Below are 26,053 nucleotides of genomic sequence, written 5' to 3'. Positions count from 1 at the left end.
GCCTCGCCCCACCTAACGGAGTGTTTATGGCAGTCAAAGTCCTGGTGGTGGACGATTCGGGTTTTTTCCGCCGCCGCGTCTCGGAAATTCTTTCAGCAGATTCGAATATCCAGGTCGTCGGTACGGCGACCAACGGTAAAGAGGCGATCGATCAGGCCCTGGCGCTCAAGCCGGACGTGATCACCATGGACTACGAGATGCCGATGATGGATGGCATCACTGCAGTGCGGCATATCATGCAGCGCTGCCCGACGCCGGTCCTGATGTTCTCGTCCCTGACCCATGAAGGCGCCCGAGTGACCCTCGATGCGCTGGATGCCGGGGCTGTGGATTTCCTGCCGAAGAATTTCGAAGACATCTCGCGCAATCCCGAGAAGGTCAAGCAGATGCTGTGCGAGAAGGTTCACAGCATCTCGCGCAGCAATCGGCGTTTCAGCAGCTACAGCGCTCCGGCGCCGCAGCCGGCGGCCGCCCCTGCACCGAGTGCTTCCAGCTTCAGCAGCACTGCGCGCCCGGCGCCAGCACCGGCACCTGCCCGTGCTCCAGCGGCTGGTCCGGCATCGCCTGCGCCCAAGCGCAAGGCCTACAAGCTGGTGGCGATCGGTACTTCCACCGGTGGCCCAGTGGCGCTGCAGCGGGTCCTGACCCAGTTGCCGGCCAACTTCCCGGCCCCCATCGTCCTGATCCAGCATATGCCGGCGGCCTTCACCAAGGCCTTTGCCGAGCGACTGGACAAGCTCTGCCGCATCAGCGTCAAGGAAGCCGAGGATGGTGACATCCTGCGTCCGGGCCTGGCGTTGTTGGCTCCCGGTGGCAAGCAGATGATGATCGACGGGCGCGGTGCGGTGAAGATTCTTCCTGGTGATGAGCGCCTGAACTACAAGCCGTGTGTGGATATCACCTTCGGTTCTGCGGCCAAGTCCTATAACGACAAAGTTCTGGCGGTGGTGCTTACCGGCATGGGCGCTGACGGTCGTGAGGGCGCACGCCTGCTCAAGCAAGGTGGTAGTGCGGTGTGGGCCCAGGATGAGGCCAGTTGCGTGATCTACGGCATGCCCATGGCCATCGTCAAAGCCAACCTGGCGGATGCGGTGTACAGCCTGGATGACATCGGCCGGCACCTGGTCGAGGCCTGTCTCTGATGGATGTGCTCAGCCTTATCGGGATCATCATGGCGTTTGTCGCCATCATCGGCGGCAACTACCTGGAAGGCGGTCATCTGTCGGCGCTGGCCAACGGCCCGGCGGCACTGATTGTGCTTGGCGGCACCATCGGGGCAGCCTTGCTGCAGTCGCCGTTGAGTGCCTTCAAACGGGCCATGCAGATCCTGGTGTGGATCCTGTTTCCACCGCGGGTCGATCTGCCGGGTGGCATCGACCGGGTGGTCAACTGGAGCCTGACCGCACGCAAGGAAGGCCTGCTGGGCCTGGAAGGCGTGGCGGATGCCGAGCCGGATACCTATTCGCGCAAAGGCCTGCAATTGCTGGTGGACGGCGCCGAGCCAGAAGCTATCCGGAGCATTCTTGAGGTGGACTTCTACACTCAGGAAAGCCGGGATATCGAAGCCGCCAAGGTCTTCGAAAGCATGGGCGGCTATGCGCCGACCATTGGCATCATCGGCGCGGTAATGGGCTTGATTCATGTGATGGGCAACCTGGCCGATCCGTCGCAACTGGGCAGCGGCATCGCCGTGGCCTTCGTTGCGACCATCTACGGGGTGGCGAGTGCCAACCTGGTGCTGCTGCCGGTTGCCGCCAAGCTGAAAGCCATCGCCCTGCGCCAGTCGCGTTACCGGGAAATGTTGCTGGAAGGCATCCTGTCGATTGCCGAAGGCGAGAACCCCCGTTCCATCGAGTTGAAGCTGCAAGGCTTCATGGACTGATTATGGCTCGTCGTCGCCAGCAAGAAGAACATGTAAACCACGAACGCTGGTTGGTTTCCTATGCCGACTTCATCACCCTTTTGTTCGCTTTTTTCGTGGTCATGTACTCGATTTCCTCGATCAACGAGGGCAAGTACAAGGTGATTTCCGAAGCCTTGATCGGGGTCTTCAGTGACTCCGATCGCAGCCTCAAGCCGATTCCCATCGGCGATGAGCGGCCGAAGACGGTGACCCCAGCCAAGCCGCTGGTCAAGGACAGCGACCAGGTCGACGCGGGCATCTCCGGTGCCAGTGATCCGCTGAAAAGCATCGCCGATGACATCAGCGCAGCCTTTGGTGACCTGATCAGCTCCAATCAGATGACCGTGCGTGGCAACGAACTGTGGGTAGAGATCGAGCTCAACTCCAGCCTGTTGTTCGGCAGTGGTGATGCCATGCCCAGCGACCAGGCGTTCACCATCATCGACAAGGTGGCGAAGATCCTCAAACCTTTCGACAATCCGATCCATGTCGAAGGTTTCACCGACAACCTGCCGATCCAGACCGCGCAATACCCGACCAACTGGGAGCTGTCCTCGGCGCGCTCGGCGAGCATCGTGCGGATGCTGGCGATGCAGGGGGTGAACCCGGCGCGCATGGCCTCGGTGGGTTATGGCGAGTTCCAGCCGGTGGCCAACAACGCCACTGCCGATGGCCGGGCGCGCAACCGCCGGGTGGTGCTGGTGGTGTCGCGCAACCTGGATGTGCGTCGCAGCCTGACCGGCACCGGAACCGCCAATGCGACACCGGATGCGGCACTCAAGCGTGCTGGCACACAAACTGCACCGACCCCGGTGAAAACGCCGGTACAGGGAAGCGCCGTCAATTCTCCGTCACCCGCTTTATAACTTAGCGCTATGTCTCGCCCCGCTGTGGCCGGGCGGGAGGAACAAACCGAATGAGAGTCTGGGCAGTTGCCAATCAAAAGGGTGGTGTCGGTAAAACCACCAGTTCCATCGCTTTAGCCGGCTTGCTGGCCGAGGCGGGCAAGCGCGTGGTCGTGGTCGATCTCGACCCCCACGGTTCCATGACCAGTTACTTCGGCTATGACCCGGATACCCTGGAACACAGCAGCTACGACCTGTTCCTGCACAAGGGCAGCGTGCCCGAGGACTTGCCGGGCCAGCTGTTGCTGGGCACCAGTCATGAGCGTATTTCGCTATTACCCTCGAGCACTGCCCTGGCTACCCTCGAGCGCCAGTCTCCGGGGCAGAGTGGCCTGGGCCTGGTGATTGCCAAGAGCCTGGCGCAACTCTGGCAGGATTTCGACTATGCGGTGATCGACAGCCCGCCGTTGCTCGGGGTGCTGATGGTCAATGCCCTGGCGGCCAGCCAGCAGTTGGTGATTCCGGTGCAGACCGAGCATCTGGCGGTCAAGGGGCTGGAACGCATGGTCAATACCCTGGCGATGGTCAACCGCTCGCGCAAGCAGCCGCTACCGTTCACCATCGTGCCGACCCTGTTCGACCGTCGGACCCAGGCTTCCCTGGGCACCTTGCGTATTTTGCGCGACAAGTTTCCCGAGGACATCTGGCAAGGCTACATTCCGGTGGATACCCGCCTGCGGGATGCCAGCCGGGCCGGAGTCACGCCCTCGCAGTTTGACGGCAAGAGCCGCGGCGTACTGGCCTATAAAGCCTTGCTCAAGCACCTGCTGACCCAGCAACTTGTGGCGCAGGTGGCTTGACGTGAAGCGTTATTCAAGTCACTCGGCAGCCCGGCCGATAACCCCTACACATCACTGTGTCGGGGTTTTTGCGTGGGCATCCTCATGAGCCGTCCCCTGGATATAAAGAGCCGGCCGCAGCTGGCGCTGCAGTCCTACCTGGATGCGTTGTTGCAGGACGCCACTGAAGAACTGTTGCCGCCAGAACCACCGGCCCCGATTGCCCCACCAGTAATCCTGGAGGCCGCCAGCGAAGCGCTGGACGACTTCCAGGCCGCGGTGCTGGAAGAGCAGGCACGAGACGCCAGGGTTCAGCATCAGGTGCTGCCTGCTGTCCGAGTCGAAGCGCCTGCCGCAGTAGTGGCTCCGGTGCTGGAAGCGCCGGTGTCCTTGCCAGCTTCGATCTCGCCGGTGGTGCCGATGCTCCAGGCTCTGGTGCCGCCGGTTGTCGACGTGCACTTGCCTCCGAGCAATACACCGCCTCCGGTGACGGGTAATGACCGTCCCGAGTGGGCGGCCGAGCCTTTCGAATGCCTGTTGTTCGATGTCGCCGGGTTGACCCTGGCGGTGCCGCTAGTATGCCTGGGTTCGATCTATTCCCTGGCGGGGCTGGAGCTGACGCCACTGTTCGGTCAGCCGGAGTGGTTCCTCGGCATCTTGCCGAGCCAGGCGGGTAACCTGAAAGTCCTGGATACCGCGCGTTGGGTCATGCCGGACCGCTACCGCGACGATTTCCGCCAGGGCCTGCAGTACGTGATCTCGGTCCAGGGGTATGAGTGGGGGCTGGCGGTGCATCAAGTCAGCCGCTCGCTGCGTCTGGACCCCAATGAAATCAAATGGCGCAGTCATCGTGGCCAGCGCCCGTGGCTGGCCGGCACAGTGATTGAACACATGTGTGCTTTGCTCGACGTTGCCGAACTGGCCGAGTTGATCGCCACCGGTGGCGCCAAGCAGATGGCTATCAGTCAAGCGGCCCACAAGCCGAAGTAAACCAACAACAGGCCATGTCCGTCGGGCGTGGCCACACAGAACACACGCCGTTTTCAACGGTTTTTTGAGGGGTCAGGGTATGAATAAGTCGTCGTCTGCACAGGGTTCCGAAGATCCGATCCTGCAATGGGTCACCTTCAAGCTGGATAACGAGTCCTACGGCATCAACGTGATGCGCGTCCAGGAAGTCCTGCGCTACACCGAGATTGCCCCGGTGCCGGGTGCTCCGAGCTACGTGCTGGGGATCATCAACCTGCGCGGCAACGTGGTCACTGTGATCGACACCCGCCAGCGCTTTGGCCTGGTGCCTACCGAAGTCAACGACAACACCCGGATCGTCATCATCGAAGCCGACAAGCAAGTGGTCGGGATCATGGTCGACAGTGTGGCGGAAGTGGTTTATCTGCGTCAGTCTGAAGTCGAGACCGCGCCGAATGTCGGTAACGAAGAGTCGGCGAAGTTCATCCAGGGTGTCTGCAACAAGAACGGCGAACTGCTGATTCTGGTTGAGCTGGACAAGATGATGAGCGAAGAGGAATGGTCGGAACTGGAGAGTATCTGATTGATCCTCGAGGTAGCGGTAATTGTCCTGGCGATCCTCTGGGTCGCCACTGTGGCGTTTTTCCTGTCTTACACCCGCAACCAGCGGCAGATTGCTGCGCAGCAGGCCGAGGGCGATGCTGTACGTGACCAGCGGATCAAGGAACTGTCCAAGCGCGTCGACCATTATCAGAATGGTACGGTGCGCATGGGTGAGGATCTGCACGAGTTACGTGCGGTGGTGGCGCCTTTGCCGGACAAGCTGGCCCAGCTGGAACAGCGTGACCCCTCCAGTCTGTCCTTCGCCCAGGCCGCACGCTTGGTAGGCATGGGCGCCAGTGTTGACGAGCTGACCCAGTCTTGTGGCCTGACCCAGGCCGAGGCGGAGCTGGTCAGCAAGATGCACAAAAACTGATATAGCTGCTGTCGCAAGCTGCGGTCGGCGCCGAAGCAGGCGCCGCCCTTGGGGCTTCGAAAGGATCTTCGGGCCTTGTGCGGCGGTGGCTAGCGTCAGTAATCGTCACCGCGTTCGGTGATGTCCCTCTCTAATTCTCCCTGCTGCGGATCATGCCCAGCCGGAAACTTGCCCTTGAGATTCCAGGCGAAGGCAATGATTTCGGCGATGGTCCGGTACAGCTCCGGGGGAATGCTCTCGCCCAATTCCAGTCGCGCCAACAGTTTCACCAACTCGGCGTTCTCGTAGATCGGTACCTCATAATCCCGGGCGATCTTGAGGATGGCTTCTGCCAGTTCGTCGTCGCCCTTGGCGGTGAGCGTCGGGGCTTGCTGGCCATCGTATTTGAGGGCAATGGCCTGGCGGGGTGGGGCAGAGTGCTTCATGCGGTTTCGTCCACCCAGCGTTGTTCCAGTCGAGTTTGCGGGCCTTGGGGCGGGCTGCCGAGGTGGCAATCCAGGTCGCCGACATTCAGTCCTGAAGCCAGCAGGCGTTCACGCAGGTTGCCCAAATGGCTTTCGATCAGGCTCGCAGTGTAGGGGCGTTCAGCCCAGAGCTGGCTGGACAGCCGGCCTTGAATCAGTTGCGCCTGGACCTGCAGCGGTCCCAGCGGCTCCAGATCGAAGGCCAGGTCGACCCGCCACAGGGCCTGCTTGGGCTCGCGCTCTTCGCGTTTCTGTTGCGGCTCCGGTTCTGGCGCCTCTTCGCGTTGCAGCTTGACCTGCAAGGGCACGATGTCCTGCAGGTTGCGCATGGGGATTTCCAGCTGCCAGGTGGTCAGTTGCCGTCCATCGTCGGTCAGGCCGCTTTGTTCCAGGCTTGCCAGCTGGTGGCTCTGCAAGCGTGATACCGCGGCAGCCGCCAGGCGCAATAGCTGTTGCAGATCACCTTCACCTTCCAGGCTCTGCAGCAGCCGCTCGGGCAGTGGAAAGCCACTGGGCGGGCTCTTGGCGCTGACTTGGCCGAGGGTGCCCAGGGCGCTGCGAACGAAACTCGGCAGCGATTGGGCCAGGGTATTGGCGGCGATGATCGCATTGAAGCTGCTGGAGGAGGGCAGGCCGGGAGTCAGTTGGGCGATCAGCCGCAACAGGTCGGCCTTCATGTCCGGAGCCTGCCCCGGGTTGGCCCCGGCCAGCAGCTTGGCTTCCAGGAACAGGCCGCTGCCCAGCAGGGCCTGTGCCAGCCCACGGGGAGTGCTCAACTGTTGTGGATCAGGCAGGCCAGCCAGCAGGCGTTCGACGGCGGCCCGCAGGTCGGTGGAAGTCGTCGTCGGGTCGCTGTCGGCGGGCAGGTTCTGCAGGGCATTGATCAGTCCGCTCAAGGAGCCCTGGCGGCTTTGCTGGCTGGCCAGTTGTGCGGCAATGGCCAATTGTTCCTGGCGGTTGCTCAGGGGCACGAAGTTCAGGGTTTGCGAGTCCGAGACCAGGGCGCTGAGCAGGCTGCCGATGCGCAGTGGCTGCGGGCTGTCGATGCTCAGGGTGGTCCCGCTCTGGGCGGTATTGAGCAGGCTCACCAGCGAGCGGTAGATCGCCGGCTGGTTGCTGCCCTGGGGCAGCATCTGGGTCGTCAGTACCTTGCCTTGGAGCAGGGTCCCGGGAGGCAGTTGTGTGGTGTCCAGTCGGGTCAGCGCGGCGACATTGGAGGCGATGGCCTGTTGCACGGTGATCGCCAGGTTGCTCGCCGAAGGCTGAGTGATCGTCAGGCTGGTGCCTTGCGGCAGGGGCTGGTTGCTGGTGGCCTGCAGGGTGGTTTGCCGGCCGTTGTCCAGGGTCACTTTGAGCAGCAGCTGGAAGGTCTGGTCGGTCTGCTTGAGTGACAGCACTTCGGCCTTGGCGCTCTGGCCGGCGGCAATCAGGCCTTCCAGAGGTTGCACCAGCTTGAGCAGTTCACCGCTGATCGCTTGCGGGCGCGAGGCGCCGGGCGCAGTTGTCTGGGGCAGCGGGAGGATGTTGATTTCGCCTGTCATTCGGACACAACCTGTGGAAATTAGCCCTCTTGAGAGTAGGGCTTCGCATGTATAATGCCGCCCGTCTTTGGGGGAGTGGTGAAAACATTGCAAATGTTTGACGCAGCTCTCTAGAACCGGTCGTCGATGCATTTATCCTGCATCCCTTTAACGGCCGCTCCATTGCCGACTTGAACCCGTAAAGGCCCTCTATCCCTTGACCAGCCCTCTTCTCGAAGCCGTAGCACTCGCCTGTGAGCGTGATTGGCGGATGCTGTTTGAACACCTCGAGTTGCGCCTGACTGGCGGAGACATGCTGCAGATCAGTGGCCCAAATGGTAGCGGCAAGACCAGCCTGTTGCGTTTGCTCGCCGGCCTGATGCAGCCCACCAGCGGCGAGGTGCTGCTCAATGGCTTGCCGTTGCATGCTCAGCGCACGGAGCTGGCACACAACCTGTTGTGGATCGGTCATGCCGCCGGCATCAAGGATTTACTCACCGCCGAAGAGAACCTCAGCTGGCTTTGCGCCCTGCACCAGCCCGCCCGGCGCGAGGCGATCTGGCAGGCCCTGGCCGCGGTCGGCCTGCGGGGCTTCGAAGATGTGCCCTGTCATACCCTCTCCGCCGGCCAGCAGCGCCGCGTGGCTCTGGCCCGGTTGTACCTGGACAGCCCACCGCTGTGGATTCTCGATGAGCCTTTCACCGCCCTCGACAAGCAGGGCGTGGCCCAGCTCGAAGAACACCTGGCCGCCCATTGCGAGCGTGGTGGCGCGGTGGTCCTGACGACCCACCACAGCTTGACCCGGATGCCCTCGGGTTACCGAGACATGGACTTGGGGCGGTGGGCCGCATGAGTGTCTTTGCCCTGTTGGTAGCCCGCGAAGCGCGGTTGCTTTGTCGTCGTCCGGCGGAGTTGGCCAACCCCCTGGTATTTTTCGCAATCGTTGTCGCACTGTTCCCGTTGGCCGTGGGACCTGAGACGCAATTGTTGCAAACCTTGTCTCCGGGGCTGGTCTGGGTAGCGGCCTTATTGTCCGTCCTGCTCTCGCTGGACGGGCTCTTTCGCAGTGATTTTGAGGACGGATCCCTGGAGCAGTGGGTCCTTTCGTCGCACCCCCTGGCTCTTCTGGTTCTGGCCAAGGTGCTGGCACACTGGGTGTTTTCCGGATTGGCACTGGTCTTGCTCGCGCCATTGTTGGCGCTGATGCTGGGGCTGCCTGCCGCCTGTCTGCCAGTGTTGTTGCTGTCCTTGTTGCTGGGTACACCGGTGCTTAGCTTGCTGGGCGCGGTGGGCGCGGCATTGACGGTGGGACTCAAGCGCGGCGGCCTGTTGCTGGCGCTGTTGATCCTGCCGTTGTACATCCCGGTATTGATTCTCGGCAGTGGCGCCTTGCAGGCGGCATTGCAGGGCATGCCGGCCACCGGTTACCTGCTGTGGCTTGGGAGCCTGACCGCCCTGGCAGTAACCCTGACACCCTTTGCAATAGCGGCTGGCCTGAAGATCAGCGTCGGCGAATAATAATGAGGTCTGATCATTTTTTGATCATTTCTGTTTAAGAAAAGACCCTGGCTTTTCGACCACGAAAAGCACCCGTGATGGAAACAGTGAATGAACTGGACTTGGTTTCATAAGCTCGGCTCGCCTAAATGGTTCTATGGCATCAGCGGCAAGATGCTGCCCTGGCTCAGCATCGCCGCGGTGTTGCTGATCGCTGTCGGCGTGGTCTGGGGCCTGGCCTTTGCGCCACCGGACTACCAGCAGGGCAACAGCTTTCGCATCATCTATATCCACGTGCCTGCGGCCATGCTGGCGCAGTCCTGCTACGTGATGCTGGCGGTCTGCGGCGTGGTCGGCCTGGTGTGGAAGATGAAGCTGGCGGACGTGGCACTGCAATGTGCTGCGCCGATCGGTGCCTGGATGACGGCCGTGGCGCTGGTGACCGGGGCTATCTGGGGCAAGCCGACCTGGGGTTCGTGGTGGGTCTGGGATGCGCGACTGACGTCCATGTTGATCCTGCTGTTTCTGTACTTCGGTCTGATTGCCTTGGGCAACGCCATCAGTAATCGTGACAGCGCCGCGAAGGCCTGTGCGGTGCTGGCGATTGTCGGCGTGGTGAATATCCCGATCATCAAGTACTCGGTGGAGTGGTGGAACACCCTGCATCAGGGGGCGACCTTCACCCTCACGGAAAAACCGGCGATGCCGGTGGAGATGTGGCTGCCGCTGCTGCTCACGGCGCTGGGCTTCTACTGTTTCTTTGGCGCCGTGCTGCTGCTGCGCATGCGCCTGGAAGTGCTCAAGCGTGAAGCCCGGGCCAGTTGGGTCAAGGCCGAAGTGCAGGGCTGCCTGGAGACCACTCGATGAGTTTTGCATCCTTCAGCGACTTTATCGCCATGGGCCATCACGGCCTGTATGTCTGGTCGTCCTATGGCATCTGCCTGGCGGTCCTGGCCCTCAACGTGGCGGTGCCGATCCTGGCCCGCAAGCGTTATCTGCAACAAGAGGCGCGTCGTCTGCGCCGGGAGAACGGTAAGTGAATCCGCTGCGTAAAAAGCGTCTTTTGATCATCCTGGCGATTCTCGTCGGCGTCGGCATTGCCGTCGGTCTGGCCCTCAGTGCGCTGAAGGAAAACATCAATCTCTTCTACACCCCGACCCAGATCGCCAATGGCGAAGCGCCCCTGGACACGCGCATTCGTGCCGGCGGCATGGTCGAGGCCGGCTCCCTGCAGCGTTCCGGTGACTCTCTGGACGTGAAATTCGTGGTCACCGACTTCAACAAGTCGGTGACCATCACCTATCGCGGCATCCTTCCGGACCTGTTCCGCGAGGGGCAGGGCATTGTCGCCCTGGGCAAGCTCAACGCCGATGGCGTGGTGGTGGCCGATGAAGTGCTGGCCAAGCACGACGAAAAATACATGCCGCCGGAAGTTACCAAGGCGCTGAAAGACAGCGGCCAGTCGGCACCGACGCCAGCCAAAGAGGGTTAAGCCATGAGCTCCGCACTGTTCGTTCCCGAACTCGGCCATCTGGCGATGATCCTCGCCTTGTGCTTCGCCCTGGTCCAGGCGGTGGTTCCGCTGCTGGGCGCCTGGCGTGGCGATCGCCTGTGGATGAGCCTGGCCCAGCCGGCGGCCTGGGGCCAGTTCGCGTTCCTGGTGTTCGCCTTCGGTTGCCTGACCTACGCCTTCATGAGCGATGACTTCTCGGTAGCCTATGTCGCCAGCAACTCCAACAGCGCCTTGCCCTGGTACTACAAGTTCAGCGCCGTGTGGGGCGCCCACGAGGGCTCGTTGCTGTTGTGGGCACTGATCCTCGGTGGCTGGACCTTCGCCGTGTCGGTGTTCTCGCGCCAGTTGCCGCAAGTGATGCTGGCCCGGGTGCTGGCAGTGATGGGCATGATCAGTACTGGCTTCCTGCTGTTCCTGATCATGACCTCCAACCCGTTTTCGCGAATTCTGCCTCAGGTACCCGCGGACGGCCGTGACCTCAACCCGCTGCTGCAGGACATCGGCCTGATCGTCCACCCGCCAATGCTCTACATGGGTTATGTCGGTTTCTCGGTGGCCTTCGCCTTCGCCATCGCCGCGCTGCTGGGCGGTCGCTTGGACGCTGCCTGGGCCCGCTGGTCGCGGCCCTGGACCATCGTCGCCTGGGCTTTCCTCGGCATCGGTATCACCCTGGGCTCCTGGTGGGCCTACTACGAACTCGGCTGGGGTGGCTGGTGGTTCTGGGACCCGGTGGAAAACGCCTCCTTCATGCCTTGGCTGGTCGGCACGGCGCTGATCCACTCCCTGGCGGTCACGGAAAAGCGCGGTGTGTTCAAAAGCTGGACCGTGCTGCTGGCCATCGCCGCTTTCTCACTGAGCCTGCTGGGAACCTTCCTGGTGCGTTCCGGGGTGCTGACGTCGGTGCATGCCTTCGCCTCGGACCCCGAGCGCGGCGTGTTCATCCTGATTTTCCTGCTGTTCGTGGTGGGTGGCTCCCTGACCCTGTTCGCCCTGCGCGCACCGGTGGTCAAGAGCCAGGTGGGCTTCAACCTGTGGTCCCGGGAAACCCTGCTGCTGGGTAACAACCTGGTGCTGGTGGTGGCGGCCTCGATGATTCTCCTGGGCACCCTGTACCCACTGGTGCTCGACGCCCTGAGCGGGGCCAAGATGTCGGTGGGCCCGCCGTACTTCAACGCTCTGTTCATACCGCTGATGGCGCTGCTGATGGTGGTGATGGCGGTGGGCGTGCTGGTGCGCTGGAAAGACACTCCGGTGAAGTGGTTGGCGGGCATGCTCGCTCCGGTACTGTTGGGCAGCGTGGCCCTGGCCGTGGTTGCAGGCATTGCCTATGGCGACTTCAACTGGGCGGTGCTGGCGACTTTCCTGCTGTCGGCCTGGGTGCTGTTGGCGGGTGTACGCGACATTTTCGACAAGACCCGCCACAAAGGCTTGATCAAGGGCTTGTCCAGCCTGACTCGAAGCTACTGGGGCATGCAGCTGGCGCACCTGGGGATCGCGGTCTGTGCCCTGGGTGTCGTGCTGTCGAGCCAGAACAGTGCCGAGCGCGATCTGCGTCTGGCGCCTGGCGAGTCCATGGAGCTGGCCGGTTACCACTTCATCTTCGAGGGGGCCAAGCACTTCGAAGGGCCGAACTTCACCTCCGACAAAGGCACTGTGCGGGTCGTGCGCAACGGCAAGGAAGTGGCGCTACTGCATCCGGAAAAACGCCTGTACACCGTGCAGAGCTCAATGATGACTGAGGCCGGGATCGACGCCGGGTTCACCCGTGACCTGTATGTCGCCCTGGGCGAGCCCCTGGAAGAGGGTGCCTGGGCCGTGCGGGTGCACGTCAAGCCATTCGTGCGCTGGATCTGGTTCGGCGGCCTGCTCACCGGTTTTGGTGGCTTGCTGGCAGCGATGGACCGACGTTATCGGGTCAAGGTTAAAACCCGCGTGCGCGAAGCACTGGGCATGACAGGAGCCACCGCATGAGACGCTGGATGATGATGTTGCCCCTGGCCCTGTTCCTGGTGGTCGCGGTGTTCCTGTACCGCGGGTTGTACCTGGACCCGGCCGAGTTGCCGTCGGCGATGATCGGCAAGCCGTTCCCGGAGTTTTCCCTGCCGGCGGTGCAGGGCGACAAGACCCTGACCCGAGCCGACCTGCTGGGCAAGCCGGCGCTGGTCAACGTCTGGGCCACCTGGTGTATCTCCTGCCGGGTCGAGCACCCGGTGCTGAACAAGCTGGCCCAGCAAGGCGTGGTGATCTACGGCGTCAACTACAAGGACGTCAATGCCGACGCCCTGAAGTGGCTGGCGGAGTTCCACAACCCCTATCAGCTGGACGTGCGTGACGAGGACGGCTCCCTGGGCTTGAACCTTGGCGTCTACGGTGCGCCGGAAACCTTCTTCATCGATGCCAAGGGCATCATCCGCGACAAGTTCGTCGGGGTGATCGACGAAGTGGTATGGCGCGAACAGCTGGCCGCCAAGTACCAGGCGCTGGTGGATGAGGCCAAGCCATGAAGCGCTGGTTAGCCGCTGCCATCCTGGGCCTGAGCATCGCTGGCGTGGCCCACGCCGCCATCGACACCTATCAGTTCGCCAACGACGCCGAGCGCGAACGCTATCACGAGCTGACCAAGGAACTGCGCTGCCCCAAGTGCCAGAACCAGGACATCGCCGACTCCAACGCACCCATCGCCGCGGACCTGCGCAAAGAGATTTTCCGCATGCTCGGCGAGGGCAAGGACAATCAGCAGATCATCGACTTCATGGTCGATCGCTACGGTGACTTCGTCCGCTACCGGCCGGCTTTGACCGGCAAGACCGCGCTGCTCTGGTTCGGCCCTGCCGCACTGTTGCTGGGTGGCCTGGTGCTCATTGCCGTGATTGTCCGGCGTCGTCGTGCCGAGCGCAGCGACAGCCCGAACACGCTTTCCGTCGAAGAGCGTCAGCGCCTCGACCAACTGCTGGATAAAAACCACCCATGATTGATTTCTGGCTTGCGGCAGGCCTGCTGCTCCTGATTGCCCTGAGTTTCCTGTTGATCCCGGTGTTGCGTGAGCGTCGTGCTCAGCGTGAAGAGGATCGTACCGCGCTGAACGTGGCGCTTTATGAAGAGCGCGTGGCCGAGCTGCACAGCCAGCAGCAGGAAGGCGTGCTCAGTGCCGAACAGATGGACAGCGGTCGCGCCGAAGCTGCCCGCGAACTGCTGGCGGACACCGAAGGCAACGGCCCGGTGCGCACCTCGCGCCTGGGCAAGCCGTTGCCGTTGCTGGCGGCGTTGCTGGTGCCGATCCTGGGGCTGGGCCTGTACCTGCACTTCGGTGCCAGCGACAAGGTTGAACTGACCCGGGAGTTCGCCCAAGCGCCACAGTCCATGGACGAAATGACTCGGCGCCTGGAACGTGCGGTAGCAGCGCAGCCGGATTCCGCCGAGGGCCTGTATTTCCTCGGACGCACCTACATGGCCCAGGACCGTCCTGCGGACGCGGCGAAGATCTTCGAGCGCACCGTGGCCCTGGCCGGGCGCCAGCCGGAGCTGCTCGGGCAGTGGGCCCAGGCCCAGTACTTCGCAGACAACAAGCAATGGTCGGACAAGGTCCGGGGCTTGACCGACGAAGCGCTGAAAGCCGATCCCAACGAAGTCACCAGCCTCGGGCTACTGGGGATTGCAGCCTTTGAAGGCGGGAGATTCCAGGAAGCCATCGATTACTGGAAGCGCCTGCAGGCGCAACTGCCACCGGACGACAACTCGCGTGCAGCACTGCAGGGCGGTATCGATCGCGCCAGCGAGAAGCTGGTGGCCAGCGGCGGCAAGGTCGCGACTGAGCCTGCGACCAAGCCCAATGGCGCTTTGCTCAAGGTCCGGGTTGACCTGGCGGCCGAGCTCAAGGCCAAGGTCCAGCCGGATGACAGCGTGTTCATCTTCGCTCGCGCCACCCAGGGCCCGCCCGCGCCACTGGCGGCCAAGCGTGTGACCGTGGCCGATCTGCCGGTAACCGTCGAGTTGGGCGATGCCGACGCAATGATGCCGCAGTTGAAACTGTCGAACTTCCCTGAAGTCCAACTGGTTGCGCGCGTATCCCGCGCCGGCCAGCCAACGGCCGGCGAGTGGGTCGGGCGCAGCCAGCCCTTGGCCAGCAGCACGACTGCCGCCCAGCAGTTGACCATCGACAGCCCGGATCAATAATCAGAGAAACCGCCATGACCGTCATCGCTCGTATCACCCTGTTAGCACTGGTCCTGGGGTTGAGCGCTTGTACGGTCTCGCGGCCTCAGCCCACCAGCTCCGAGCCGATTCCGCCTGCGCGGCCGAGCACCCGCCCGGCGCCGAGTACGCCCGGCGCGCCGATCCCCGCTGCCAAGCCCCTGCCACGTACTTCGGCGAGCTTTGCCCCGCCACCGGGCGGCCACAGCCACTGGGACGCGCGACTTGGGGTGTATGTGCTGGAGAACCAGAGCGATACCTTCTATCGCCAGCGTACCTACTACCGTTGGAACAACGGCTGGAGCCGCTCCATCAGCCCGGATGGACCTTGGGAAGACACCGATATTCATGGGGTTCCGGCCGGGTTGGGGCGCCAATACCAGTAAACCCCAGGCCTCGCTGCCTGACTGCACCCGCGCAGGCCCGAGCCGGCGCAAGCCTTGCCACGGCTGGCGGATTATTTAAGCCCCGGGAAGGCTGGCCGATACAGCGGGGTGTTCCTGAGTCGTTGTCGTTGAGCATCCAATGAAGAAAGACCTGAATAAACCCTATTTTGCGCCCATGGTGTTTTGGCTGGCTGTGGTCGGTGTCTTGTTGCTGGTGTATGGCCAGGGGTCGGCCGATGTGCCGGAATTGATCTATCTGTCCCTGGCGCCGGTGTACCTGTTGGTGGCGTTCGCCTTCATGTACTACTTCTTCTGCTGGAGTTTGATCTCGGTGTTCCGGCTGGGGGAAGTCGGCTGGAAGCGCGTGGATTATGGTTGGCTGCTGCTGGCGTCCCTGGCCTTGATCAGTGCCACTCAGGCAGTGCGGGTGGATTGGTTCCAGACTGATTACCAGTTGGCACAAAGTGCCGAGAGTCGCCTGCACAAGCGTATCGCGGCCGAAATCGACGACATGCTCGGCAGTGAACATTGCAAGGCCGCCAAGGATCTGCCTGAACCCCAGGATGCAGCCCAGGTCAGTCGGCTGTGCGAGCGCTTTGCCGCTCTGGAGCGCTCGGCCGACGGGCGCTTGTCGGCGTTGGCGGTGATCAAGGTGCAGCAGGCCCTGGGGGATCTTCGTAGCGAGTATTCAGCGCCGCTGGTCAGCCAATGGCTTGAGCGCCTGAGCGAGACCTTCGGCGAGATCGAGCGTCAGCGGGCCGATGTCCACCGGTTGCAAGGGCTGACCGAGGTCAGCCAGGCCGAGAAGCTCTATGGCTACTGCGTGCCGTTGCTGCTGGTGATCGCCTTGGCCCTGCGAGCTTCCAAGGTCACTGGCGAGGTGCTGCTCAAGGCGCCACGGCGGCGCAAGCTGTGGCTGATCGTCAACCAGCGTGTGGTGATCGATGGCCTGGGATTTGTCCGTGGCGCCCGTGCCCGGCTGGACGAGGCGCTGAGGAACTGGCGTGTGGCGCAATGGGGCGTGGTGCACCTGTCCTGTGAATTCATTGCCGGGGCCAGCCCCCAGGACTCTCCGGTCCCGGTGACGCCGGGCTTTTACGAGAACGAGTTCCGCCTCACGACCCTTGCCGAGTTCGACAGCAGCGAGTTTGTCGAGTGGGCGGCGACCCAGACCATCGACATCCTGTACCTGGTGGGAGAAACCGATCCGGGCCTGATCGACCGGCTACGGCGCTGGGGTGAAGCGGTGAATATCGAAGTGCTGGTGCGCGAGCGTATTTGAGACACGCCAGCAACTGCTCCAGGTAATCCTCTAACGCCCGGTTTTGGCGCTCGCCGATTCTTGCGCTGAATCGGCAAGGCCGCCGACACGCAAGGCTAGGCGTGGACCGGGCTGTGGTTTTCCTTCACCAGCAGGAATCGCAGCAGCGCCAGTAGCGGAAACGCGCTGCCCACCAGCACGATTCCCAGCCAGCCGGAATGTTCGTAGACCGCGCTGGCAATCGATGAGCCGAAGGCACCGCCGATAAAGATACTGGTCATGTAGAGCGCATTCAGGCGGCTGCGGCTGTGGGCGTCGAGGGCGTACACCGCGCGCTGTCCAAGCACCATGTTCATCTGCACGCAGAAATCCAGGACTACTCCGGTTACCGCCAGGCCGATGACGCTGTAGGCCGGATGGATCAGGCTCGGCACGAAGCTCAGGGCCGCCAGCAGCATGGCCAGCAGCGAGGCGATACGGGTATGCCCGGCATCCGCCAGGCGTCCGCTGATGGGCGCGGCTATGGCGCCGATGGCACCTACCAGGGCGAAGAGCGCGATCTGGCTCTGCGACAGGCCGTGATGCCGGGCCAGTTCCAGGGGCGCTGCGGTCCAGAACAGGCTGAAGGTGGCGAACATGCAACCCTGGTAGAAGGCTCGCTGACGCAGGACCGGTTGCTGGCGCAGCAGGCTTCCCAGGGAGTGCAGCAACTGGCCGTAGGTCGCACTGTGGGCCGGCTGGCGCTTGGGGATGGTCAGCATCAGCACCAGGCTGATAGCGGCCATCAGCACTGCGGCGGCGATGAACATCGAGCGCCAGCCGAAGTGGTCGGCCACCACGCTGGACACTGGGCGGGCCAGGAGAATCCCCAGCAGCAGACCGCCCATGATTCCCCCTACCACCCGGCCCCGGGATTCCTCGGGTGCCAGGTGCGCAGCCAGGGGAATGAGGATCTGCACCGACACCGAGCTGAAGCCGATCAGCAGCGACACCAGGAGAAAGGCATTGGGCTGCTGGGTAAAGGCGGCGCCCAGTAAGCTGGCGATAGCCACCAGGGTGGTGATGATCATCAGCCGACGGTTTTCCAGCAGGTCCCCCAGTGGTACCAGGAAGAACAGGCCCAGGGCATAGCCGATCTGGGTCAGGGACACGATCAGGCTGGCCATGGAGTTGGACAGGCCCAGGTCCGGTGCGATCAATTCGATGATCGGCTGTGCGTAGTAGATGTTGGCGACGATGGCACCGCAGCAGAAGGCGAACAGCAACACCATGCCTCGGGTCATTGTCGGGCTGCTGGCAGGCAGCGCCTGGGGGGTGGAAGTCATCACGGTTCTCTGGCAGCGATAGGATGGAGCGAGATGGAGCGACAGCGCAGTGATGCAGCGGGGAGGGGCGGGTAACAGGATTATTCCAATGGGGAATAAATGACCGATTGCCGGCGATCCGGGTATTGTCGAGGGCGTACCGCTGCCGAGGCGCAATGATACATTTACTTACATCCTGCTCGATAGCATGCTCATGCCTTCCAGGGTCCAGGCGTTGGCTGCGTGGCCCTGTGCACCCTTTCAGTAGAGGAAATGCATTTCATGAATCGGTCTTTGCTTGGTCTGTTGTGCAACGTTCAATGCATCGCCCTGGCATTCATGCTGGGCAGCACTGCGGCCCTGGCCCAGGATGCTCCGGGCATGCGCATTGGCGTGCGCGGGGAAATCACCGGGATCAGCGGTGATGTGGTACGGGTGCATGTCAACAGCGGCGAGAATGTCAGTGTCGATCTCACGCCGCAGACCCAGGTGCGCGCCGTGACCCTGGCCAATATCGAAGACATCAAGCCCGGCAGCTATATCGGCTCGGCGGCCATGCCCATGGCCGACGGCACCCTCAAGGCCATGGAAGTGCATGTATTCCCACCGCAGATGGCCGGCACCGGCGATGGCCATCGGCCCTTCGACCTGGCCAAGGGCAGCAGCATGACCAATGGCAGTGTCGGTGACCTGGTGGTGAGCAATGGCCGCACCCTGACCGTCAACTACAAGGGGGGCCAGCAGAAGATCCTGGTGCCGGACGACGTTCCCATCGTCAACCTCGCTCCCGGGGATCGCAGCCTGCTCAAGGCTGGGGTCAAGGTGGTGATGTTCGTCACCCAGAGCGCCGACGGCAAACTCACCGCGCAGTCGATTTCCGCCGGCAAGGACGGGGTTGCGCCGCCGATGTAGGCCGCTGCTACACGGGGGCGCTGGTGGCGCAGGCAGGGCTTGCATTGCCAAGTGTTGCAGCACGCGGGTTGCGGTGGAAGTTGGGAAACGCTTGGTTTACGGTTCCCGGTCGTTCAATGCGCCGAGAGTGCCGTATGGAAAAGTCGACGTTCAACCCAGCCAGTGTGTTCAATTCCCTGCAGTACGGTTTCAGCCAGGCGGTGGAGGTCCGCGGTGGCCGACGCCTGCTGCTCTCCGGCCAGGTGGGGGTGGATGAGCAGGAGCGTACCGTGGGCCCAGGCCTGCGGGAGCAGACCGAGCAGGCCTTCGACAATATCGCCAGGGTCCTGGCCGAGGCCGGTGGCAGGCTGGCGGATGTGGTGATGCTGCGGATCTACATCGCCGAAGCGGCCCGGGACCAGCAAGAGCACATCAGCGCGGTGTTGCTGGAGCGCTTTGCCTACCAGCCACCGGCGTCCTCGTGGATCATCGTCAGCGGGCTGTCGCTGCCGGAGTGGCTGATCGAGGTCGAGGCAGAGGCGGTGCTGGAGGAGCGCCACCAGGTCGCCGAAGCAGCGTTGTTCAACCCGGTGCGGGCTCTCTGAACGCTGAGCCCGGGCATAAAAAAAGCGACCGCACAGGTCGCTTTTTTCATTCACCCCAGTGGGGTCATTTGGCGTTGGTGTAGATCTGGTCGAAGATCCCGCCGTCATTGAAGTGGGTCTTTTGCACGCTGCGCCAGTCGCCGAAGGTTTTCTCCACCGAGAGGAAGTCGACTTTCGGGAAGCGGTCGGTGTACTTGGCCAGCACCTTCGGGTCCCGTGGGCGCAGGTAGTTGTTGGCAGCGATTTCCTGGCCTTCCGGCGACCACAGGTACTTCAGGTATTCCTCGGCCGCGGCGCGGGTGCCTTTCTTGTCCACCACCTTGTCCACCACCGACACCGGTGGCTCGGCTTGCGCGGAGACACTCGGGTAGATCACTTCGAATTGATCACGACCGAATTCACGGGCGATCATTTCCGCTTCGTTCTCGAAGGTCACCAGCACATCGCCGATCTGGTTGGTCATGAACGTGGTCGTGGCGGCACGGCCACCGGTGTCCAGCACCGGTGCCTGCTTGAACAGCTTGCCGACGAAGTCCTTGGCCTTGTTTTCGTCGCCACCGTTCTTCAGTACATAACCCCAGGCCGACAGGTAGGTGTAGCGGCCATTACCCGAGGTCTTCGGGTTGGGCACAATCACCTGTACGCCATCCTTGAGCAGGTCCGGCCAGTCTTTCAGAGCCTTGGGGTTGCCCTTGCGGACGATGAACACCGTGGCCGAAGTGAAGGGCGCGCTGTTGTCCGGCAGGCGGGTTACCCAATTCTCCGGCACCAGTTTGCCGTTGTCGGCCAGGGCGTTGATGTCGGTGGCCATGTTCATGGTGATGACATCTGCCGGCAGGCCGTCGATCACCGAGCGCGCCTGTTTGCTGGAGCCACCGAAGGACATCTGCAGGGTGATGTTCTCGTTGTGCTCGGCTTTCCAGTGTTTCTGGAAGGCGGCGTTGTAGTCCTTGTAGAAGTCGCGCATCACGTCGTAGGACACGTTGAGCAGGGTCGGTGCGGCCTGGGCCACACTGCCCAGGGCCAGGCCGGCGGCCAGTAGCGAGGCGCTGAAGAGTTTTTTCACTGCACATTCCTTTTGTTCGAGAGTGAAGGCAATTTGCCGCCGACTATAGCTGCGTCGCTATATCTCTTTAAAGATTAAAAAGATCTTTGCTTATTCCAGTTTTTTGAATAGTGCATTGCCACAGCGCGAGCAGAAGGCCGCTGCCGATTCATGGCTATTTTTCTGGCACACGGGGCAGTCGTGCTTGAGCTGTTCGCCGCGCATGGCGCTGGCCAGTTCTGCGGTGAAGATCCCGGTGGGCACGGCGATGATCGAGTAGCCGGTGATCATTACCATGGAGGAAATCATCTGGCCGATCACGGTCTTGGGCACGATGTCGCCATAACCCACGGTGGTCAGGGTGACGATGGCCCAGTAGATGCCCTTGGGAATGCTGGTGAAGCCGTGTTCCGGGCCTTCGACCACGTACATCAGAGTGCCGAACACTGTGACCAGGGTGCAGACGCAGAGCAGGAACACCAGGATCTTCTGCTTGCTGCCGCGCAAGGCGTCCAGCAGGTAGTGGGCCTGTTTCAGGTAGGGCGCGAGCTTGAGCACGCGGAAAATCCGCAGCATGCGGATGATGCGGATGATCAACAGGTACTGGGCGTCGCTGTAGTACAGGGCAAGGATCCCGGGGACGATGGCCAAGAGGTCCACCAGGCCATAGAAGCTGAAGGCATAGCGCAGTGGCTTGGGTGAGCAATACAGCCGCAGGCCGTACTCGATGGCGAAGATCAGGGTGAAGCCCCATTCGATATAGGCCAGGACATTGGCGTAGTCGCGGTGCACCTGGTCGATGCTGTCGAGGATCACGATCACCAGGCTGGCGAGGATGATCAGCAGCAGGGTGGTGTCGAAGCGTCTTCCAGCCACGGTATCGGTCTGGAAGATCATCACGTAGAGGCGTTGCCGCCAGTTGTTGCTGTTGCCCATGGAAGTCGCCTGAATCGAAAGTCAGCGAAGCCTAGGGGGAGTTGCCGGGGGAGCGCAAGGTGCGTTGTCCGCTGGCGTTCGGCCGAGGACGCGGGTGCTGGCGTGTACCAGCCAGCAGGCGAGGACGAAGGGCGCGGTCAGAGGGGCGAGGCCCAGGGTGACCAGCCCCGGGGTGATCAGCAGTGCCAGGAGCATGCCCAGCAGCGGCCGCCATGGGCGCCGGGCCTGTTGGCCCAGGGCCAGGGCCGCCAGTGCGCAGTTGTAGCCGGCCAGGCCCAACAGGGCCTGGCTGTGCTGCTGGTGCAGCAGGGCCCAGGCCAGGCCGGTGGCTGAGCCGATCAGGGCCCAGGCCGCGGCGCGGCGGTTGGCCAGCAGCAGGCCGATGAGGATCAGCACCCCGGCCAGTGGCTGGCCAAGGAACATGATCTGGCCCAAGCCCTGGACCAGGCCGCCGAGCAGGCTCCACAGGTTCAGGGGGGGCACTGCCTGGGGCATGGATTGGGTGGGCTCCATCAGGCTCAACAGCAGCCAGCCGAGGCCGACGAAGGGCGCGGTATAGGCCGGCAGGCTGCCGGGGTTGCGCGCGCGCTTCAGCCATTGCTGGGTAATGATCGCGCTGAGGCCTGCGGCGGCAATGATCAGCGGTGGCAACAGCACCGACCAGGGCAGGTACAGGCTCAGCAGCAGGCCCAGCAGCACGCCGTTGTAGCTGAAGAGTCCGGCTTGTCGGTCGGCCTTGGCGTAACCCCGTCGTTGGGCGGTGAGCAGTCCGGCCAGGGCCCCCAGCAGGGCGCCGCCGAGCAGGGTGGGGGCACTGATCAGGATTGCCAGCAGGCACAGCAGGCCGCACAGGGGATGGCGCTGGAGGAAGATCTGACTGAAACCGTTGAGCAGGGCAGTGGCCCAGTCAGGACAGAAAGCGTTGAAGGAGGGTACTGGCATGGTGGCAGTCGGTGGTTGTGGTTGTTGGTGGAGACTGCGAGCGATCTCGGGGCAGGGAATGCCCCTGAGACCTGCGACCCGTGTAGCCCGGGCTCATCGCAGCCTGCGGTGGTGGTTATCGGTCAGAGAAGGGTTTCGACGCGCAGAGAGTTGGTGGTTCCCGGCTGGCCGAACGGTACGCCGGTGGTGATCACCACGGTGTCGCCGCGCCTGGCCAGGCCTTGGGCCTGGGCGATTTCCAGTGCCGTGGCACAGACCTCGTCAACCTGGCGCAGGCGGTCATTGACCACCGAGTGCACGCCCCAGGCAATGGTCAGGCGGCGTGCGGTCGTAAGGTTTGGCGTCAGGTTGAGGATCGGCACCGAAGGGCGTTCCCGGGCGGCGCGCAGGGTCGAGCTGCCGGATTCGCTGTAGTTCACCAGCACCGCCACCGGCAGGATGCTGCATATCCGGCGGATCGCGCAGCTGATGGCATCGGACACGGTGGCATCGGCCTGGGGCCGGCTGACGTCCAGTTGGGTCTGGTAGTCGGGGCCGGTTTCCACCTGGCGGATGATCTTGCTCATCATCTGCACGGCTTCCAGTGGGTATTCGCCGGAAGCGGTTTCCGCCGACAGCATCACCGCATCGGCGCCTTCGGCCACGGCGTTGGCGACGTCGGTCACCTCGGCCCGGGTCGGTGCCGGGGAGAAACGCATGGACTCGAGCATCTGCGTGGCCACCACCACCGGTTTGCCCAGCTGGCGGCAGGTGCTGATGATGTTCTTCTGGATCTGCGGCACGCTTTCCGCCGGTACTTCCACCCCCAGGTCGCCCCTGGCCACCATGATCGCATCGCTCAGTTCGGCTATTTCCCGCAGTTGGGTGACTGCTGAAGGTTTTTCGATCTTGGCCATCAGGTAGGCCTTGTCGCCAATCAGCGTGCGGGCTTCGCGGATGTCTTCCGGACGTTGCACAAAGGACAGCGCCACCCAGTCCACGCCCAGTTCCAGGCCGAAGCTCAGGTCGCGACGGTCTTTGGCGGTCAGCGGACTGAGGTCGAGCACCGCCTGGGGCACGTTGACGCCCTTGCGATCCGACAGCTCGCCGCCATTGAGTACGGTGGTATCGATGGCGTCAGCATGTTTGGCGATGACCCGCAGGCGCAGCTTGCCGTCGTCCAGCAGCAGGTCCATGCCGGGTTCCAGCGCGGCGATGATTTCCGGATGCGGCAGGTTGACCCGCAGGGTGTCTCCGGGTGTCGGGTCGAGGTCCAGGCGCAGGGCTTGTCCGCGCACCAGTTGGACCTTGCCCTCGGCGAAGCAGCCGACCCGCAGTTTTGGCCCCTGCAGGTCCATGAGGATGCCCAGTGGATAGTTCAGCTCGCGTTCGATCTGGCGGATCCACTCATAGCGCTGGGCATGATCGGCGTGGCTGCCATGGCTGAAATTGAGCCGAAAGATGTTCACCCCGGCTTTTACCAGCTCACGGATGTCCTCGATGCCGTCAGTGGCTGGGCCCAGGGTGGCGAGGATTTTGACCTTCTTGTCAGGCGTCATGTTTAGGGGTCTCGAGAATCAGGATGGCGCGGAAGTCGTTGACGTTGGTCCGGGTCGGCTCGGTGACGATCAAGTCGTCCAGGGCCGCGAAGTAACCATAGCCGTTGTTGTTATCCAGCTCGTCGCTGGCGCTCAGTCCGAGGGCGGCGGCGCGGGCGTAGCTGTCCGGGGTCATGATTGCCCCGGCATTGTCTTCGGAACCATCGATGCCATCGGTGTCGCCAGCCAGGGCATAGATCCCGGGATAACCCTTGAGGCTGTCGGTGAGGCTCAGGAGGAACTCGGCATTGCGTCCGCCGCGGCCATTGCCACGCACGGTAACCGTGGTCTCGCCACCGGAGAGAATCACGCAGGGCGCCGCCAGGGGCTGGCCATGCAGGGCCACCTGGCGGGCAATGCCGGCGTGGACCTTGGCCACCTCACGGGATTCGCCTTCCAGGTCGCCGAGGATCAGCGGGCTGTAACCGGCCTGGCGGGCTTTCACCGCTGCCGCCTCGAGGGATTGCTGGGGCCGGGCGATCAATTGGAAGTGGCTGCGGGCCAGGCACGGGTCGCCGGGCTTGACGGTTTCCGACTCGGGGCTCTGCAACCAGCTGCGTACCGCTGCCGGTACTTCGATCGCGTAGCGCTTGAGAATCGCCAGGGCTTCGCTCGAGGTGCTCGGGTCGCCCACGGTGGGGCCGGAGGCGATGACCGTGGCCAGATCGCCGGGGACATCGGATATCGCGTAGGTGTAGACCGTGGCCGGCCAGCAGGCCTTGGCCAGGCGACCGCCCTTGATCGCCGAGAGGTGTTTGCGTACGCAATTCATCTCGCCGATGGTCGCGCCGGATTTCAGCAGGGCTTTGTTGATTGCCTGCTTGTCGGCCAGGGTGATGCCGGCGGCAGGCAGGGCCAGCAGCGCCGAGCCGCCGCCGGAAAGCAGGAAGATCACCCGGTCCTGTTCCGACAGGTCACTGACCAGGGCCAGCACGCGTTTGGCCACGGCCAGGCCGGCGGCATCGGGCACTGGGTGGGCGGCTTCGACCACTTCGATCTTGCTGCAGGGGGCGCCGTGGCCGTAGCGGGTGACCACCAGGCCGCAGACCTCGCCCTGCCAGTTGCGTTCGACCACCTGGGCCATGGCGGCGGCGGCCTTGCCGGCGCCGATGACGATCACCCGAGCGCTGCGGTCGCTGGGCAAATGGGCTTCGAGAACGTGTTGCGGATGGGCGGCGTCGATGGCTGTAGCGAACAGCTCACGCAGGAATTGTTGCGGATCGACCGACATGGCGGGCTCCCGGATTTCTTGTTATGGGGGGCTTGAAACAGGGTGTAGCCGCCGCCGAGGGCGGCGCCAGGATCCGCAGGGCCTGTCCCTGGCCCGCTGAAAAGCGTTTCCTGCGGACCCTTTCGCAGCCTGTGGCAGCGGCTACAGATGGTGCTTATTGCTTATTGCTTATTGCTTGTCGCGAATCGAGAAGTTGGCCATGTGCTCCAGGCCCTTGATCAGCGCCGAGTGGTCCCAGTTGCCGCCACCGATGGCGGTGCAGGTGCTGAACACTTGCTGGGTGTTGGCGGTGTTGGGCAGGTTGATGCCCAGTTCGCGAGCACCGCTCAGGGCCAGGTTCAGGTCCTTCTGGTGCAGGTTGATGCGGAAGCCCGGATCGAAGGTGCCCTTGATCATGCGCTCGCCGTGCACTTCGAGGATCTTCGAAGAAGCGAAGCCGCCCATCAGCGCTTCACGCACCTTGGCCGGGTCGGCACCGTTCTTCGCGGCGAACAGCAGGGCTTCGGCCACGGCCTGGATGTTCAGGGCGACGATGATCTGGTTGGCCACCTTGGCGGTCTGGCCGTCACCGTTGCCACCTACCAGGGTGATGTTCTTGCCCATGCTCTGGAACAGCGGCAGGGCGCGTTCGAAAGCCTGGCTGTCGCCACCGACCATGATGCTCAAGGTCGCGGCCTTGGCGCCGACTTCGCCTCCGGATACCGGGGCGTCGAGGTATTGCGCGCCTTTTTCGTTGATCTTGGCGGCGAAGGCCTTGGTGGCGGTGGGAGAGATCGAGCTCATGTCGATGACGATCTTGCCCTTGCCGATCCCGGCGGCGATGCCGTCGGCACGCAGCAGCACGTCTTCGACCTGAGGGGTATCGGGGACCATGATGATGACGAACTCGGCTTCCTGGGCCACTTCCTTGGGCGAGGCCAGGGCCACGGCGCCAGCGGCGATCAGGTCGGTCGGTGCCTTGCCGTGGTGTTCGGAGAGCAGCAGGCTGTGACCGGCCTTTTGCAGGTTGGCGGCCATTGGGTGGCCCATGATGCCGGTGCCGATAAATCCGATTTTAGCCATGATAAAAATCCTCTATTCAGACAGACCTGGTAGGAGCCGGCTTGCCGGCGAAGGCGGCCGCAAGGGCGCTGCAAGGCTTCGGGCCTGTTCGCCGGC

The 26,053-nt window shown here is 63.0% G+C and carries 29 protein-coding genes; 20 read left to right on the top strand and 9 right to left on the bottom strand.

Going from position 1 to position 26,053, the window contains the following annotated elements; translation table 11 throughout:
- Window positions 1–26: 26 nt before the first annotated feature.
- The 7 genes from GV818_RS06405 to GV818_RS06375 all read left to right on the top strand — a co-directional run bounded on the left by GV818_RS06405 (window position 27) and on the right by GV818_RS06375 (window position 5,532).
- Window positions 27–1,142: a protein-glutamate methylesterase/protein-glutamine glutaminase gene (locus GV818_RS06405; RefSeq protein WP_161753667.1), complete on the top strand. Its 1,116-nt coding sequence runs from the start codon at window positions 27–29 to the stop codon at window positions 1,140–1,142.
- Window positions 1,142–1,882 (top strand): flagellar motor protein, encoded by a 741-nt coding sequence (locus tag GV818_RS06400; RefSeq protein WP_161753665.1) that lies wholly within the window; start codon window positions 1,142–1,144, stop codon window positions 1,880–1,882. The genes GV818_RS06405 and GV818_RS06400 overlap by 1 nt, the downstream gene beginning before the upstream one ends.
- On the top strand, window positions 1,882–2,769 hold the full coding sequence (gene motD, locus GV818_RS06395; RefSeq protein WP_372242067.1) for a flagellar motor protein MotD: 888 nt from the start codon (window positions 1,882–1,884) through the stop codon (window positions 2,767–2,769). The genes GV818_RS06400 and motD overlap by 1 nt, the downstream gene beginning before the upstream one ends.
- A 50-nt stretch (window positions 2,770–2,819) precedes the next feature.
- Window positions 2,820–3,608: a ParA family protein gene (locus tag GV818_RS06390; RefSeq protein WP_161753661.1), complete on the top strand. Its 789-nt coding sequence runs from the start codon at window positions 2,820–2,822 to the stop codon at window positions 3,606–3,608.
- An 84-nt stretch (window positions 3,609–3,692) separates the two neighbouring features.
- Complete coding sequence (locus GV818_RS06385) at window positions 3,693–4,577, top strand: CheW domain-containing protein (protein ID WP_161753659.1); 885 nt, start codon at window positions 3,693–3,695, stop codon at window positions 4,575–4,577.
- Window positions 4,578–4,656: 79 nt separating this feature from the next.
- A complete protein-coding gene (locus GV818_RS06380; RefSeq protein ID WP_011060011.1) occupies window positions 4,657–5,139 on the top strand; it encodes a chemotaxis protein CheW in 483 nt (160 codons plus the stop codon).
- The gene (locus GV818_RS06375; protein ID WP_161753657.1) at window positions 5,140–5,532 is read left to right on the top strand and encodes a DUF2802 domain-containing protein; all 393 of its coding nucleotides are present in this window, start codon (window positions 5,140–5,142) and stop codon (window positions 5,530–5,532) included. It begins immediately after the preceding gene.
- A gap of 95 nt (window positions 5,533–5,627) precedes the next feature.
- Here the strand turns inward: GV818_RS06375 and GV818_RS06370 are convergent, their stop codons facing one another.
- Window positions 5,628–5,957, bottom strand: a complete 330-nt coding sequence (locus tag GV818_RS06370) for an EscU/YscU/HrcU family type III secretion system export apparatus switch protein (RefSeq protein WP_161753655.1) — start codon at window positions 5,955–5,957, stop codon at window positions 5,628–5,630.
- A complete protein-coding gene (locus GV818_RS06365) occupies window positions 5,954–7,537 on the bottom strand; it encodes a flagellar hook-length control protein FliK (RefSeq protein WP_161776085.1) in 1,584 nt (527 codons plus the stop codon). The genes GV818_RS06370 and GV818_RS06365 overlap by 4 nt, the downstream gene beginning before the upstream one ends.
- Before the next feature lie 250 nt (window positions 7,538–7,787).
- On the opposite strand from GV818_RS06365, the gene ccmA reads away from it, so the two are divergent.
- The 11 genes from ccmA to GV818_RS06310 all read left to right on the top strand — a co-directional run bounded on the left by ccmA (window position 7,788) and on the right by GV818_RS06310 (window position 16,385).
- Window positions 7,788–8,369, top strand: coding sequence for a cytochrome c biogenesis heme-transporting ATPase CcmA (gene ccmA / locus GV818_RS06360; protein ID WP_256679433.1), 582 nt, complete (start codon window positions 7,788–7,790; stop codon window positions 8,367–8,369).
- Window positions 8,366–9,034 carry a heme exporter protein CcmB gene (gene ccmB / locus GV818_RS06355; protein ID WP_161753649.1) on the top strand — a complete coding sequence of 223 codons (669 nt, stop codon included), beginning with the start codon at window positions 8,366–8,368 and terminating at the stop codon, window positions 9,032–9,034. Before ccmA ends, ccmB begins: the two co-directional genes overlap by 4 nt.
- Window positions 9,035–9,124: 90 nt before the next feature.
- On the top strand, window positions 9,125–9,880 hold the full coding sequence (locus GV818_RS06350) for a heme ABC transporter permease (RefSeq protein ID WP_161753647.1): 756 nt from the start codon (window positions 9,125–9,127) through the stop codon (window positions 9,878–9,880).
- The gene (gene ccmD / locus GV818_RS06345; protein WP_161753645.1) at window positions 9,877–10,053 is read left to right on the top strand and encodes a heme exporter protein CcmD; all 177 of its coding nucleotides are present in this window, start codon (window positions 9,877–9,879) and stop codon (window positions 10,051–10,053) included. The genes GV818_RS06350 and ccmD overlap by 4 nt, the downstream gene beginning before the upstream one ends.
- On the top strand, window positions 10,050–10,505 hold the full coding sequence (ccmE, locus tag GV818_RS06340) for a cytochrome c maturation protein CcmE (protein ID WP_161753642.1): 456 nt from the start codon (window positions 10,050–10,052) through the stop codon (window positions 10,503–10,505). The genes ccmD and ccmE overlap by 4 nt, the downstream gene beginning before the upstream one ends.
- Before the next feature lie 3 nt (window positions 10,506–10,508).
- Window positions 10,509–12,497, top strand: coding sequence for a heme lyase CcmF/NrfE family subunit (locus GV818_RS06335; RefSeq protein ID WP_161776083.1), 1,989 nt, complete (start codon window positions 10,509–10,511; stop codon window positions 12,495–12,497).
- Window positions 12,494–13,030 (top strand): DsbE family thiol:disulfide interchange protein, encoded by a 537-nt coding sequence (locus GV818_RS06330; protein ID WP_161776082.1) that lies wholly within the window; start codon window positions 12,494–12,496, stop codon window positions 13,028–13,030. Before GV818_RS06335 ends, GV818_RS06330 begins: the two co-directional genes overlap by 4 nt.
- Window positions 13,027–13,497, top strand: a complete 471-nt coding sequence (locus GV818_RS06325; protein WP_161753636.1) for a cytochrome c-type biogenesis protein — start codon at window positions 13,027–13,029, stop codon at window positions 13,495–13,497. The genes GV818_RS06330 and GV818_RS06325 overlap by 4 nt, the downstream gene beginning before the upstream one ends.
- Window positions 13,494–14,699, top strand: a complete 1,206-nt coding sequence (gene ccmI / locus GV818_RS06320; RefSeq protein WP_161776081.1) for a c-type cytochrome biogenesis protein CcmI — start codon at window positions 13,494–13,496, stop codon at window positions 14,697–14,699. The genes GV818_RS06325 and ccmI overlap by 4 nt, the downstream gene beginning before the upstream one ends.
- A gap of 14 nt (window positions 14,700–14,713) precedes the next feature.
- Window positions 14,714–15,103, top strand: coding sequence for a hypothetical protein (locus GV818_RS06315; protein WP_161776080.1), 390 nt, complete (start codon window positions 14,714–14,716; stop codon window positions 15,101–15,103).
- A 139-nt stretch (window positions 15,104–15,242) separates the two neighbouring features.
- On the top strand, window positions 15,243–16,385 hold the full coding sequence (locus tag GV818_RS06310; RefSeq protein ID WP_161776077.1) for a hypothetical protein: 1,143 nt from the start codon (window positions 15,243–15,245) through the stop codon (window positions 16,383–16,385).
- Between the two features lie 95 nt (window positions 16,386–16,480).
- Here the strand turns inward: GV818_RS06310 and GV818_RS06305 are convergent, their stop codons facing one another.
- Entirely contained in the window at window positions 16,481–17,689 is a 1,209-nt protein-coding gene (locus GV818_RS06305) for an MFS transporter (RefSeq protein ID WP_161776076.1), read from the bottom strand.
- Between the two features lie 261 nt (window positions 17,690–17,950).
- On the opposite strand from GV818_RS06305, the gene GV818_RS06300 reads away from it, so the two are divergent.
- Entirely contained in the window at window positions 17,951–18,580 is a 630-nt protein-coding gene (locus GV818_RS06300; protein WP_161776074.1) for a hypothetical protein, read from the top strand.
- A 134-nt stretch (window positions 18,581–18,714) separates the two neighbouring features.
- Complete coding sequence (locus tag GV818_RS06295) at window positions 18,715–19,164, top strand: RidA family protein (RefSeq protein WP_161753622.1); 450 nt, start codon at window positions 18,715–18,717, stop codon at window positions 19,162–19,164.
- 64 nt (window positions 19,165–19,228) lie between these two features.
- Here GV818_RS06295 and GV818_RS06290 read toward each other — a convergent pair whose 3' ends face one another.
- The 6 genes from GV818_RS06290 to GV818_RS06265 form a co-directional block, all read right to left on the bottom strand.
- Entirely contained in the window at window positions 19,229–20,230 is a 1,002-nt protein-coding gene (locus GV818_RS06290; RefSeq protein ID WP_161753620.1) for a sulfate ABC transporter substrate-binding protein, read from the bottom strand.
- Window positions 20,231–20,320: 90 nt separating this feature from the next.
- Window positions 20,321–21,145: an ion transporter gene (locus GV818_RS06285; protein ID WP_161753618.1), complete on the bottom strand. Its 825-nt coding sequence runs from the start codon at window positions 21,143–21,145 to the stop codon at window positions 20,321–20,323.
- A 21-nt stretch (window positions 21,146–21,166) separates the two neighbouring features.
- Window positions 21,167–22,087: an urea transporter gene (locus GV818_RS06280; RefSeq protein WP_161776072.1), complete on the bottom strand. Its 921-nt coding sequence runs from the start codon at window positions 22,085–22,087 to the stop codon at window positions 21,167–21,169.
- 122 nt (window positions 22,088–22,209) lie between these two features.
- Window positions 22,210–23,625: a pyruvate kinase gene (pyk, locus tag GV818_RS06275; RefSeq protein WP_161753614.1), complete on the bottom strand. Its 1,416-nt coding sequence runs from the start codon at window positions 23,623–23,625 to the stop codon at window positions 22,210–22,212.
- Entirely contained in the window at window positions 23,615–24,895 is a 1,281-nt protein-coding gene (locus tag GV818_RS06270; protein ID WP_161776070.1) for a glycerate kinase type-2 family protein, read from the bottom strand. Before GV818_RS06270 ends, pyk begins: the two co-directional genes overlap by 11 nt.
- A 168-nt stretch (window positions 24,896–25,063) precedes the next feature.
- Entirely contained in the window at window positions 25,064–25,957 is an 894-nt protein-coding gene (locus GV818_RS06265; RefSeq protein WP_161776067.1) for a 2-hydroxy-3-oxopropionate reductase, read from the bottom strand.
- Window positions 25,958–26,053: the final 96 nt, after the last annotated feature.

It is taken from the genome of Pseudomonas sp. Fl4BN1 (genome assembly GCF_009908285.1).
Lineage (GTDB): Bacteria > Pseudomonadota > Gammaproteobacteria > Pseudomonadales > Pseudomonadaceae > Aquipseudomonas.
Note: the sequence above shows the minus strand (reverse complement) of the source record. Positions and strands in the feature narration are given on the sequence as shown.